Annotated in this window: 11 protein-coding genes; 6 read left to right on the forward strand and 5 right to left on the reverse strand. The window is 61.1% G+C overall.

The genetic code is table 11. The features are described 5' to 3' along the window. Positions 1 to 9 precede the first annotated feature (9 nt). The 3 genes from recF (at position 10) to ahpF (ending at position 5,303) form a co-directional block, all read left to right on the forward strand. Positions 10 to 1,113 (forward strand): DNA replication/repair protein RecF, encoded by a 1,104-nt coding sequence (gene recF, locus GQA94_RS03535; RefSeq protein WP_158186767.1) that lies wholly within the window; start codon positions 10 to 12, stop codon positions 1,111 to 1,113. Between the two features lie 4 nt (positions 1,114 to 1,117). After that, positions 1,118 to 3,532 (forward strand): DNA topoisomerase (ATP-hydrolyzing) subunit B, encoded by a 2,415-nt coding sequence (gene gyrB / locus GQA94_RS03540; protein WP_158186768.1) that lies wholly within the window; start codon positions 1,118 to 1,120, stop codon positions 3,530 to 3,532. Between the two features lie 205 nt (positions 3,533 to 3,737). After that, positions 3,738 to 5,303 carry an alkyl hydroperoxide reductase subunit F gene (ahpF, locus tag GQA94_RS03545; RefSeq protein ID WP_158186769.1) on the forward strand — a complete coding sequence of 522 codons (1,566 nt, stop codon included), beginning with the start codon at positions 3,738 to 3,740 and terminating at the stop codon, positions 5,301 to 5,303. Positions 5,304 to 5,379: 76 nt separating this feature from the next. On the opposite strand, the gene GQA94_RS03550 is transcribed toward ahpF, so the two are convergent. From GQA94_RS03550 to glyQ, 4 genes are read right to left on the reverse strand one after another with little or no spacing between them, the layout of a single operon-like run. Continuing rightward, complete coding sequence (locus tag GQA94_RS03550; protein WP_158186770.1) at positions 5,380 to 6,117, reverse strand: lysophospholipid acyltransferase family protein; 738 nt, start codon at positions 6,115 to 6,117, stop codon at positions 5,380 to 5,382. After that, a complete protein-coding gene (gmhB, locus tag GQA94_RS03555; protein ID WP_158186771.1) occupies positions 6,114 to 6,656 on the reverse strand; it encodes a D-glycero-beta-D-manno-heptose 1,7-bisphosphate 7-phosphatase in 543 nt (180 codons plus the stop codon). The genes GQA94_RS03550 and gmhB overlap by 4 nt, the downstream gene beginning before the upstream one ends. 4 nt (positions 6,657 to 6,660) lie before the next feature. Then, the gene (gene glyS / locus GQA94_RS03560; RefSeq protein ID WP_158186772.1) at positions 6,661 to 8,715 is read right to left on the reverse strand and encodes a glycine--tRNA ligase subunit beta; all 2,055 of its coding nucleotides are present in this window, start codon (positions 8,713 to 8,715) and stop codon (positions 6,661 to 6,663) included. Continuing rightward, positions 8,712 to 9,659, reverse strand: a complete 948-nt coding sequence (gene glyQ / locus GQA94_RS03565) for a glycine--tRNA ligase subunit alpha (RefSeq protein ID WP_158186773.1) — start codon at positions 9,657 to 9,659, stop codon at positions 8,712 to 8,714. The genes glyS and glyQ overlap by 4 nt, the downstream gene beginning before the upstream one ends. Positions 9,660 to 9,797: 138 nt before the next feature. On the opposite strand from glyQ, the gene GQA94_RS03570 reads away from it, so the two are divergent. Genes GQA94_RS03570 through GQA94_RS03580 form a run of 3 tightly spaced genes read left to right on the forward strand, consistent with a single transcriptional unit; the run spans position 9,798 to position 11,628 of the window. Next, on the forward strand, positions 9,798 to 10,388 hold the full coding sequence (locus tag GQA94_RS03570) for a DNA-3-methyladenine glycosylase I (protein WP_158186774.1): 591 nt from the start codon (positions 9,798 to 9,800) through the stop codon (positions 10,386 to 10,388). Between the two features lie 51 nt (positions 10,389 to 10,439). Then, positions 10,440 to 11,327, forward strand: a complete 888-nt coding sequence (locus tag GQA94_RS03575) for a lysophospholipid acyltransferase (RefSeq protein WP_158186775.1) — start codon at positions 10,440 to 10,442, stop codon at positions 11,325 to 11,327. A 34-nt stretch (positions 11,328 to 11,361) separates the two neighbouring features. Next, positions 11,362 to 11,628, forward strand: a complete 267-nt coding sequence (locus GQA94_RS03580; RefSeq protein WP_158186776.1) for a PilZ domain-containing protein — start codon at positions 11,362 to 11,364, stop codon at positions 11,626 to 11,628. A 34-nt stretch (positions 11,629 to 11,662) separates the two neighbouring features. On the opposite strand, the gene GQA94_RS03585 is transcribed toward GQA94_RS03580, so the two are convergent. Beyond that, complete coding sequence (locus GQA94_RS03585; protein ID WP_158186777.1) at positions 11,663 to 11,980, reverse strand: tetratricopeptide repeat protein; 318 nt, start codon at positions 11,978 to 11,980, stop codon at positions 11,663 to 11,665. Positions 11,981 to 12,002: the final 22 nt, after the last annotated feature.

The raw sequence follows: 12,002 nt of genomic DNA on the forward strand, positions 1-12,002 counted from the left end.
TCCTGCTGAATGTCCCTTAGCCGCATCTCCGTCACCGGCATCCGCAATTTGCAGCCGGTGACGCTGCACCCCTCCCCTCGGATCAATATCCTCCACGGCGACAACGGCAGCGGAAAGACGAGCTTTCTCGAAGCCATCCATCTTCTCGGGATGGCGCGCTCGTTCCGTAGCACACGCCTGAACCCGGTCATCAGCCACGAACAGACCAGTTGCACCGTCTTCGGCCAGGTCGAGCTGGGCGATCAACAGGCCAGTGCCTTGGGAATCTCTCGTGATCGGGGGGGCGAGGTGCGTATCCGCATCAATGGGCAGAGCGTGCGCAGCGCTGCGGAATTGGCCGATGCCCTGCCGCTTCAGCTCATCAATCCGGACAGTTTCCGCTTGCTGGAAGGTGCACCCAAACTTCGCAGGCAGTTTCTCGACTGGGGCGTGTTCCACGTGGAACCTCGCTTTCTTCAGGCCTGGCAGCGGCTGCAGCAGGCGCTGCGGCAACGAAACTCCTGGCTGCGGCATGGTACACTGGACGCTGCTTCGCAGGCCGCCTGGAGCCGTGAGCTGAGTGCCGCGAGCGACGAAATCGATAGCTACCGGCGCGCCTATATCCAGGCGTTGAAACCCGTGTTCGAACGCACGCTGGCCGCGCTTCTGGAACTCGAAGGTTTTCAGTTGAGCTATTACCGCGGCTGGGACAAGGACCGTTCCCTCGCGGATGTGCTAGCGGCGTCGATCGAGCGCGACAGGTTGATGGGCCATACCCAGGCGGGGCCTCAACGGGCTGATCTTCGCTTACGGATCGCTAGCCACAACGCGGCGGAAACGCTGTCTCGCGGTCAGCAGAAGCTTGTTGTATGTGCGCTGCGCATCGCTCAGGGACATCTGGTCAGCGAGGCCAAGCGAGGCCAGTGTATCTATCTGGTCGATGACCTACCGTCCGAACTGGACGATCAGCACCGGCTTGCGCTGTGCCGGTTGCTGGAACAACTGAATTGCCAGGTTTTCATCACCTGTGTCGATTCGAATGTATTGCGAGAAGGCTGGCGTGACGATACGCCGGTCTCAATGTTTCACGTGGAACATGGTGCGATAGCCCAGACCACGGCCCCTCGGGAGTGAAGGCATGAGCGAAAACCACACGTACGATTCGTCCAGCATCAAGGTGTTGAAGGGCCTCGATGCAGTACGTAAACGTCCCGGCATGTATATCGGCGACACGGACGATGGTACCGGTCTGCACCACATGGTCTTCGAAGTGGTGGATAACTCGATCGACGAGGCTCTGGCCGGCCACTGCAGCGATATTAGCATCACTATTCATGTGGACGAGTCCATCAGCGTTCGCGACAACGGTCGCGGAATTCCGGTGGACACTCACGAAGAGGGCGTATCGGCGGCCGAAGTCATCATGACCGTGCTGCATGCCGGCGGTAAGTTCGACGACAATTCCTACAAGGTTTCCGGCGGCCTGCATGGCGTGGGTGTGTCGGTGGTCAATGCCCTTTCCGAGGAGCTGGTACTGACAATCCGTCGTGAAGGAAAGGTCTGGGAGCAAACCTACCGTCACGGCGTGCCGCAGGCCCCGTTGGCCGCTGTCGGCGAAACCGAGGACTCCGGTACTGAGATCCATTTCAAGCCTTCTGCCGATACGTTCCAGAATATTCATTTCAGCTGGGATATCCTGGCCAAGCGTTTGCGTGAATTGTCCTTCCTGAATTCTGGTGTGGGTATCGTGCTGCGCGACGAGCGCAATGCGAAGGAAGAGTTGTTCAAGTACGAGGGCGGCCTCAGCGCGTTCGTGACCTACCTCAACACCAACAAGACGCCCGTGAACGAAGTGTTTCACTTCAATGTTCAACGCGACGACGGCGTGGGTGTCGAAGTGGCGCTGCAGTGGAACGACAGCTTCAACGAGAACCTGCTCTGCTTTACCAACAATATCCCGCAGCGCGACGGAGGCACGCATCTGGCTGGCTTTCGTTCGGCGTTGACCCGCAACCTGAACAATTACATCGAGCAGGAAGGCCTGGCGAAGAAACACAAGGTTTCTACCACGGGCGACGATGCCCGCGAAGGACTGACTGCCATCATTTCGGTGAAGGTGCCCGATCCCAAGTTCAGCTCGCAGACCAAGGACAAGCTCGTGTCGTCCGAAGTCAAGACGGCCGTGGAACAGGAGATGGGCAAGCATTTCGCGGATTTCCTGCTAGAGCATCCCAATGAGGCGAAAGCCGTCGTTGGAAAGATGATCGACGCGGCCCGCGCGCGCGAGGCAGCACGCAAGGCGCGTGAGATGACGCGTCGAAAGGGTGCGCTGGATATCGCGGGTTTGCCCGGCAAGCTCGCCGACTGCCAGGAAAAGGACCCTGCCCTGTCTGAACTCTACATCGTGGAGGGTGACTCCGCAGGCGGGTCTGCCAAGCAGGGACGCAATCGCCGGACGCAAGCGATCCTGCCGCTCAAGGGCAAGATTCTCAACGTCGAGAAGGCTCGCTTCGACAAGATGATTTCTTCGCAGGAAGTCGGCACGCTGATTACCGCGCTCGGCTGCGGGATAGGACGCGACGAATACAACATCGACAAGCTGCGCTATCACAACATCATCATCATGACCGACGCCGACGTGGACGGTTCGCACATCCGCACGCTTCTGTTGACGTTCTTCTTCCGGCAGCTTCCTGAGTTGATCGAACGCGGTTATGTGTATATCGCCCAGCCGCCGCTCTATAAGGTCAAGCGGGGCAAGCAGGAGCAGTACATCAAGGATGACGAGGCCATGGACGAGTACCTGACTCAGTCCGCGCTCGAGGACGCCAGCCTGCATGTGAATGAAGGCGCACCCGGCCTGTCAGGCGAAGCATTGGAGCGCCTGGTCAATGACTACCGTACCGTGATGAAGACGCTGCAACGGTTGTCCCGCCTGTATCCACAGGAATTGACCGAGCATTTCATCTACCTGCCGCGAGTGAGCGTCGAGCAGCTCGGCGATCAGGCTGCGATGCAGGCCTGGCTGGAACCCTACGCCGCGTTGCTGAAAGGCGTCGAGCGCTCTGGCCTGACGTACAAGGCGAGCTTGCGTGAAGACAAGGAGCGCAATCTTTGGCTTCCGGAAGTGGAGATCATTTCCCATGGGCTGGCCAGCTACATCACCTTCAACCGTGATTTCTTCGGCAGTAACGATTACAAAACGGTAACCGTGCTGGGCGACAAGTTGAATAGCCTTCTGGAAGAAGGCGCTTATGTTCAACGGGGCGAACGCAAGAAGCCGGTGACGACCTTCAAGCAGGCGCTCGACTGGTTGATGACCGAGGGAACGCGTCGCCACAGCGTGCAGCGTTATAAGGGATTGGGCGAAATGAACCCTGATCAGCTGTGGGAAACCACGATGGATCCTGCGGTTCGCCGCATGCTCAAGGTCACCATTGAGGATGCGATCGCAGCGGATCAGATTTTCAACACGCTGATGGGCGATGCGGTGGAGCCCCGCCGCGATTTCATCGAGTCCAATGCATTGGCGGTATCCAACCTCGATTTCTGATTTGACCGTACCTTGACCTCAAAACCCGGCTTTGGCCGGGTTTTTTGTTCCACGTGGAACATCAGATGGCGGCTGATAGCTTCGGTCAATGCGGGCGCTATGTTTAATCAATTTTCGAAATGTCCCTGTGCGTCGTAAGCTTTTCCCATCGAATCTTTCGGCTTCAGCTCCTTGAAGGGGCTTACTGACTAATGGGGTATCCAACATGCTCGACAGCAACCTGAAATCGCAACTGAAGTCCTACCTGGAAAAGGTCACCCAGCCGTTCGAGATCGTTGCGTCCCTCGGTGAGGGCGCCAAATCCCAGGAAATGCTCGGCCTGCTGGAAGACATCGCCAGCCTGAGCGACAAGATCACATTGCGTACCGATGGTGACGATGCACGTCGCCCGTCGTTCGCGCTCAACCGCATCGGTGGCGACATCAGCCTGCGTTTCGCCGGCATCCCGATGGGGCATGAATTCACTTCGCTGGTCCTCGCCCTGCTACAGGTCGGCGGGCATCCCTCGAAGACCGCGCCGGAAGTCATCGAGCAGATCAAGAACCTCGACGGCGAGTACAACTTCGAAACCTATTTCTCGCTGTCCTGCCAGAACTGCCCTGACGTGGTCCAGGCGCTGAACCTGATGGCCGTGCTCAACCCGAACATCCGCCACGTCGCCATCGACGGCGCGCTGTTCCAGGATGAGGTCAATGCGCGCCAGGTCATGTCGGTGCCGAGCATCTACCTCAACGGCGAACTGTTCGGCCAGGGCCGCATGGGCGAGGAAGAAATCCTCGCCAAGCTCGACACCGGCGCCGCGGCGCGCGATGCCGAGAAGCTCAGCGCCAAGGATGCCTTCGACGTGCTGGTAATCGGTGGTGGGCCGGCGGGCGCCGCAGCGGCGATCTACGCGGCGCGTAAAGGCATTCGTACCGGTGTCGCCGCCGAGCGTTTCGGCGGGCAGGTGCTGGACACCATGGCCATCGAGAACTTCATCTCGGTGACTGAAACCGAAGGCCCGAAACTGGCCCGTGCGCTGGAAAACCACGTGCGCGAGTACGACGTCGACATCATGAACCTGCAACGCGCGGCGGCGCTGGTTCCGGCGTCGAGCGAAGGCGGACTGCACGAAATCAAGCTGGAAAACGGCGGTTCTCTGAAAGCCAAGACACTGATCCTGGCGACCGGTGCCCGCTGGCGCGAAATGAACGTGCCGGGCGAGCAGGAATACCGCGGTCGCGGCGTGGCCTACTGCCCACACTGCGACGGCCCGCTGTTCAAGGGCAAGCGAGTGGCGGTGATTGGCGGTGGTAACTCCGGCGTGGAAGCGGCCATCGACCTGGCCGGTATCGTCGCCCAGGTGACGCTGCTCGAATACGACAGCCAACTGCGTGCCGATGCGGTGCTGCAGAAGAAACTCTACAGCCTGCCGAACGTCACCGTGATCACCAGCGCGCTGACCAGTGAAGTCACCGGCGACGGGCAGAAGGTCAACGGCCTGGTCTACAAGGACCGCAACTCCAGCGAATTCAAGACCCTGGAGCTGGAAGGCATCTTCGTGCAGATCGGCCTGCTGCCCAACTCCGACTGGCTGAAGGGCACCGTGGAGCTGACCTCGCGCGGCGAGATCATCGTCGATGCGCGTGGCGAGACCTCGCTGCCGGGCATCTTCGCCGCCGGCGACGTCACCACCGTGCCGTACAAGCAGATCGTCATCGCGGTCGGCGAAGGTGCCAAGGCCTCGCTGAGCGCCTTCGACCACCTGATCCGCAGCTCTGTCGCCGACTGAGCCTGACGGTAACGAAAAGGGGGAGCAGACTCGCGTCTGCTCCCCCTTTTCGTTCTGGTGCCCTGCCCCGCTGCGATCAGGCGTTGTTCTCCAGCTGTCGAACCGTCGCGTTTACCCAATCCTCGGCGCGCTGATTGAGTTCAGCCACTGCACGCGGCCCTTCGCTTTCGGCACGCATGGCCGGACCGATAACCACCTGGATAGTCCCGGGCCGCTTGCCCCAGCCCGACTTCGGCCAGAACGTCCCGGCATTGTGCGCGATAGGCAACACCGGCAAGTTCGCGTTGACCGCCAGCGCCGCCCCACTGCGGGAAAACTTCCCTGCCTGGCCAACCGGCACACGCGTGCCTTCGGGGAAAATCAGTACCCAGGCGCCCTGCTCCAGCCGCTCGTGACCCTGCTTGGCGACCTGCCGCAATGCTGCCTTGGGGTTATCGCGATCGATGGCGATGGGCTTCAGCAGCATGATCGCCCAACCGAAGAAGGGCACATGCAGCAGCTCGCGCTTGAGCACCTGGCTCAAGGGTTCAAAGTACGCCGAAAGGAAGAATGTCTCCCACGTGCTCTGGTGCTTGGAAAGTATCACGCAGGGCTTGTCTGGAATGTTCTCCTGGCCACTCACTTCGTAACGCAAGCCGACGATGGTCCTGGCCAGCCATACCGCGCTGCGGCACCAGGTCTGGACCACGAATCGATAGCGCGTACGGAACGACATGAATGGCGCGACGATCAGGCTGACCAGACACCACACGAATGCGGTGAATGCCAGCAGCAGATAGAACAGCGTGATGCGTACCGGCAGCAATACGCTCATCGTTCGGCTCTCAATAAGTGGTCGACCACCGCCGCCAGGTCGTCGAAGACCTGCGTGCCGGGGGGTAGGGTTCCTTCCTGCGTTTTCATTCCCTTTCCGGTGCGAACCAGATAAGGCACGCCCCCGAGGCGCATTCCCGCATGCAGATCCCGATGGCTATCCCCGACTACCGGCACCCCTTTCAGGTCCTGCAAGTGGAAATGCTCGGCGATCTGGTGGAACAGGCCAGGCAGCGGCTTGCGGCAATCGCAGCCCTCGTCTGGACCGTGCGGGCAATGCACGATGAGGTCGATTCGACCGCCCAGCTCCATGACCCTCTGTTGCATCTTGAAATGCATGTCGCCGAGCGTGGTCGCGTCGAACAGGCCACGCGCCAGCCCGGACTGGTTGGTGGCCACTGCCACCGTCCATCCGGCCTTGCATAAGCGCGCTATGGCCTCCAGTGAACCTGGGATTGGAATCCATTCGTCCAGCGTCTTCACGTACGCATCGGAGTCCTCGTTGATGACACCGTCGCGGTCGAGGACTATCAGTTTCACCGGCTTAGCCAAGTGTGGAAATATCGGCAACGCCAAGGAACAACCCCCTCAACCGGGCTAGCAAGGCATAGCGGTTGGCCCGTACCGAAGCATCTTCGGCATTGACCAGTACCGCTTCGAAGAACGCATCCACGGGCCCGCGCAGGTGCGCCAGGCGTTCGAGCGTTTCACGATACTGACGCGCAGCGGCCAATGGCTGTACGGCCTGTTCGGCTTGCTGAAGCGCGGAGTACAGCGAAAATTCGGTGGCGTTGTCGAAATAACGAGGTTCGACAGTGTCCGGCAGCTTCGCTTCGAACGTGTTCAACAGGTTCGAGACACGCTTGTTCGCAGCCGCCAGGGCTCCCGCTTCAGGCAGATTGCGGAACGCCTGGACAGCCTGTACCCGCTGATCGAAGTCCAGTGCGGAACCGGGCTTCACGGCGCGCACCGACAGGTAGCAGGCGACTTCGACGCCCTCGTCTTCGTAGCGCGCCCGCAGGCGATCGAAGATGAAGTCCAGCACCTGATCGGCCAAGCCCTCGGCCTTGATCTGGTTGCCGAACTGGCCGATGGAAAAGCGCACGGCCTCGACCAGATCGAGGTCGAGCTGCTTTTCGATCAGGATGCGCAGAATCCCCAAGGCTGCACGGCGCAACGCGTAGGGATCCTTACTGCCCGTGGGCAGCATACCGATGCCGAAGATGCCAACCAGGGTATCGAGCTTGTCAGCCACGGCCAGAACAGCGCCCGTCTGGGTGGCCGGTAGTTCGGCCCCCGCTCCCCGAGGCATGTACTGCTCGTTCAACGCCAGCGCAACATCGTTGGGTTCGCCATCGTTCAGGGCGTAGTAATAACCAGCGATGCCTTGCATTTCCGGGAACTCGCCGACCATCTCGGTCGCCAGGTCGCATTTGCTCAGCAGCCCCGCTCGGGCGGCCCACTGTGGGTTGCCTTCGGTGCGCTCGGCAATGAACGCCGCGAGCCTGGAAACCCGTACCGCCTTGTCGTACACGGTGCCCAACTGCGCCTGGAAGACCACGTTCTTCAGCCGCTCGTTGAACGAATCCAGCGCCTGCTTCTTGTCCTGCTTGAAGAAGAATTCGGCATCGGTCAGGCGCGGACGCACGACCTTTTCGTTACCCGCGACGATCTGCGCCGGGTCCCTGGATTCGATGTTGGCCACGGTGATGAAACGTGGAAGCAGCTTGCCGTTGGCATCGAGCAGGCAGAAATATTTCTGGTTGTCCTGCATCGTGGTGATCAGCGCTTCCTGCGGGACTTCGAGGAAGCGTTCCTCGAAGGAGCAGACCAGCGGCACTGGCCATTCGACCAGCGCGGTGACTTCATCCAGAAGCGCCGGCGGTACGATGGCGCTTCCGTTCTGCTCGCCTGCCAGTTGCTCGACGCGCTTGGCGATCAGTTCGCGACGCTCGGCGAAATCAGCGATCACGCGGGCACCGCGCAGGTCTTCCAGATAGCTCGTCGGTCTGGAAATGCGAACCGGGCCGGGGCTATGGAAACGATGACCCCGGGATTCGCGGCCAGCGCGCTGGGTAAGGATCGTGCAATCAATGACCTGGTCGCCCAACAGCATCACCAACCACTGGGTTGGCCGGACGAATTCTTCCTTGCGCGCGGCCCAGCGCATGCGCTTGGGAATCGGAAGATCGTTCAGCGACGTTTCAACGATGCCGGGCAGCAGCTCGGCGGTCGGTTGGCCGGGTATCGAGCGGCTGTAGCGCAGTTTCGGCCCGCTGCGATCGATTTCAGCGAGGTCCACACCGCATTTCCGAGCGAAACCCAGGGCGGCCTGGGTCGGTTCGCCGTCGGCGTCGAACGCGGCCTGCATAGGCGGCCCGTCGAGGTTGATGCTGCGGTCGGGCTGCTCACTGTCGAGTTGTTCGATCAGTACCGCAAGACGCCGCGGCGCCGCGAACGCCTGCACCCGACCGTGCCGCAGGCCGGCCTCTTTCAAGCCTTTCTCGATACCGGAACGAAAAGCGTCGGACAGCTTGCCCAAGGCTTTGGGCGGCAGCTCTTCGGTGCCCAGTTCGACAAGGAAATCCAGTGCACTCATTGCGCAGCCTCCAGCTTGGCCAATACTTCGTCACGCAGATCCGCAGTGGCCATCGGGAAGCCGAGCTTGGCACGTGCCTGCAGATAGCTTTGCGCCACCGCTCGCGCCAGGGCACGCACACGGAGAATGTATTGCTGGCGCGCCGTCACCGAGATGGCCCGGCGCGCGTCCAGCAGGTTGAAGGTATGCGAGGCCTTCAACACCATTTCATAGGTGGGCAATGGCAGCTCCAGCTCGATCAGCCGGTTGGCTTCCGACTCGTAGAAATCGAAGAGTTCGAACAGCTTGTCGACATTCGCGTGTTCGAAATTGTAGGTCGATTGTTCCACTTCATTCTGGTGGAACACGTCGCCGTAGGTGACGGTGCCAAACGGGCCATCGGTCCAGATCAGGTCGTAGACCGAATCGACGCCCTGCAGGTACATCGCCAGGCGCTCCAGGCCATAGGTGATCTCGCCGGTCACCGGGTAGCACTCGATGCCACCGACTTGTTGGAAGTAGGTGAACTGGGTCACTTCCATGCCGTTCAGCCAGACTTCCCAGCCAAGTCCCCAGGCGCCCAGTGTCGGCGATTCCCAGTTGTCCTCGACAAAGCGGACATCGTGCACCGAGGTGTCCACGCCGATGTGGCGCAAGGAGCCCAGGTACAGGTCCTGAATGTTGTCGGGATTGGGTTTGAGCACGACCTGAAACTGGTAGTAGTGCTGCAGACGGTTCGGGTTTTCGCCGTAACGGCCGTCGGCCGGACGGCGTGAAGGCTGGACGTAGGCCGCGTTCCAGGTCTCTGGCCCCACGGCGCGCAGAAACGTGGCGGTGTGAAAGGTACCGGCACCCATCTCCATGTCGTAGGGTTGCAGGATGACGCAACCCTGCTCCGCCCAGTAACTTTGCAGGGCGAGGATCAGGTCTTGGAAGGTGCGCACGGCAGGCGTAGGCTGAGTCAAAATTTCACCTGTGCTGGCTTCGACAGAAAGCCTCGGAGTATACCCGATAACGGCTCCGGCCCGTGGTGGCGCTTGCCTTTCCGGTGGCGTTGCGATGCGAAAGGCTACCCGCTCGGCGACCTGTTCAAGGATAAGAAAATGCCACGTTGCGCCTGGTGCACCGATGATCCGCTGTATATCGCCTATCACGACGGCGAATGGGGTGTTCCGACACGTGACCCCCAGGTCCTGTTCGAATTTCTGATCCTCGAGGCCTTCCAGGCCGGCCTGTCGTGGATCACCGTTCTGCGCAAGCGCGAGCGTTATCGCCAGGTGCTGTTCGGTTTCGACCCACAGCGTCTGGCTCGGATGACCGATGCGCAGATCGATGCCTGCATGCTCGACGCGGGGATCATCCGCAACCGCCGCAAACTCGAAGCGGCACGGCGCAACGCACAGCTGTGGCTCGAACTGGACGACCCGGCTGGCTGGCTGTGGTCGTTCGTCGGTGGCCAACCCAAGGTCAACCACTTCGACTCGATCAGACAGGTCCCGGCCGTCACCGCCGAAGCCGAGGCCATGAGCCGCGCGCTGAAGAAGGCGGGCTTCAGCTTCGTGGGCCCGACCATCTGTTACGCCTACATGCAGGCCTGTGGCATGGTCATGGACCACACCACCGATTGCGACCGCTACGCGGTGCTGCGCGACGCATCGCTCGGTTCATCGCGCGCAGGCGGGCTTGGCGGGTAGCGCAGCGCCGGAGCAGTTACACTAGCGCCTTTGGTTTTTCGGGAGAGATCCTTGGACAAGTTCAAAGGAGCGCTATTGGTCGGCTTCCTGCGCCTGTTCGCGCGGCTGCCATGGGGCGCGGTACAACGCTTGGGTAGCTTCATCGGCTGGTTGATGTGGAAACTGCCCAATCGTTCGCGTGAGGTCGCCCGGATCAATCTGGCCAAGTGCTTTCCCGAACTCGATGCCGCTGGGCAGGAACGCCTTCTGGGGCAAAGCCTGCAGCAGATCGGCAAGACGTTCACCGAGAGCGCCTGCGCATGGATCTGGCCGGCTGACAAGACGTTGCGGCTGGTCAAAGAGGTCGAAGGGCTCGACGTGCTGGAACAGGCCCTGGCCTCCGGCAAGGGTGTCGTGGGCATCACCAGCCATATCGGTAACTGGGAGGTGCTCAATCACTTCTACTGCGCCCAGTGCAAACCCATCATTTTCTATCGCCCGCCGAAGCTCAAGGCCGTAGATGACCTCCTGCAGCGCCAGCGCGTACAGCTGGGCAACAAAGTGGCGCCCTCCACCCGTGAAGGCATCATCAGCGTCATCAAGGAGGTTCGCAAAGGCGGCGCCGTGGGTATCCCGGCCGATCCGGAGCCCAGTGAGGGTTCGGGCGTCTTCGTACCGTTTCTCGGCACCCAGGCGCTGACCAGCAAGTTCGTGCCTGGCATGCTCACCGGTGGCAAGGCGGTCGGGGTCTTCCTACACGCGTTGCGCCTGGAGGACGGTTCGGGCTACAAAGTGGTGCTCGAAGCGGCGCCGCCAGCGATGTACGACGAAGACATCGAAGCGGCCGTCGCGGCCATGAGCGGCGTCGTCGAACGTTATGTCCGCACCTGGCCGAGCCAGTACATGTGGACCATGAAACGCTTCAAGAAACGCCCGGCAGGCGAACGCCGCTGGTACTGACCCACACTGCTAACGAAAACAACGAGAACGTCAGATGGAAAACCAGCGCCAGCATCCACGCGCGCCCATGAAGTGCCGGATACGCATCACGCATGAGTCCTTTGGCGAGGTGTTCGCCCATACGCGTGATCTGTCGGACGGCGGCGTCTACGTCAGGCATCCGCAACTGACCGAACTCCGGCTCGGGATGATCGTCAGCGGTCAGGTCCAGGATTTGCCTATCCCGGCGCCCGTGCTGGAGATGGAAGTCATGCGCGTCGACGGCGAAGGCGTCGGCTTGCGTTTCGTTCAGGGCTCCTGAACAACCGTAACCGCTTCGTGCATACCCCGGAACGCTAGACGCCACTCTGCTTGTCGAGCTTGCGCAGGAATACCGTCATTTCCTTCTCGGCCTGCTTGTCGCCGTGCGACTGCGCCGCGACCAGGCCCTGCTGCCACGCCTGTTTCGCCCCCGCTACATCGCCGTTGGCCTGCAGCGCCTTGCCGAGCAGCTTCCATGCGGCGGAATACCTGGGGTCCTGTTCGACGCAGCGCTGCAGGTGCAAGGCGGCCCGAGGCGCGTCGCCGGCGTCCAGATAACCCTTGCCGAGGCCAAAGCGCAGCATTGGATTGTCCATGCCCTTGGCGAGCATCTTTTCCAGCGATTCGAGCATCGAGTTCCCCTTTACAGCCCAT

It is taken from the genome of Stutzerimonas stutzeri, assembly GCF_009789555.1.
Classification (GTDB): domain Bacteria; phylum Pseudomonadota; class Gammaproteobacteria; order Pseudomonadales; family Pseudomonadaceae; genus Stutzerimonas; species Stutzerimonas stutzeri_R.

Bases quoted from the DNA above. Each gene is read 5' to 3' on its own strand.
- recF (WP_158186767.1), top strand. From the start codon at position 10: ATGTCCCTTAGCCGCATCTCCGTCACCGGCATCCGCAATTTGCAGCCG.
- gyrB (WP_158186768.1), top strand. From the start codon at position 1,118: ATGAGCGAAAACCACACGTACGATTCGTCCAGCATCAAGGTGTTGAAG.
- ahpF (WP_158186769.1), top strand. From the start codon at position 3,738: ATGCTCGACAGCAACCTGAAATCGCAACTGAAGTCCTACCTGGAAAAG.
- GQA94_RS03550 (WP_158186770.1), bottom strand. From the start codon at position 6,117: ATGAGCGTATTGCTGCCGGTACGCATCACGCTGTTCTATCTGCTGCTG.
- glyS (WP_158186772.1), bottom strand. From the start codon at position 8,715: ATGAGTGCACTGGATTTCCTTGTCGAACTGGGCACCGAAGAGCTGCCG.
- GQA94_RS03570 (WP_158186774.1), top strand. From the start codon at position 9,798: ATGCCACGTTGCGCCTGGTGCACCGATGATCCGCTGTATATCGCCTAT.
- GQA94_RS03580 (WP_158186776.1), top strand. From the start codon at position 11,362: ATGGAAAACCAGCGCCAGCATCCACGCGCGCCCATGAAGTGCCGGATA.
- GQA94_RS03585 (WP_158186777.1), bottom strand. From the start codon at position 11,980: ATGCTCGAATCGCTGGAAAAGATGCTCGCCAAGGGCATGGACAATCCA.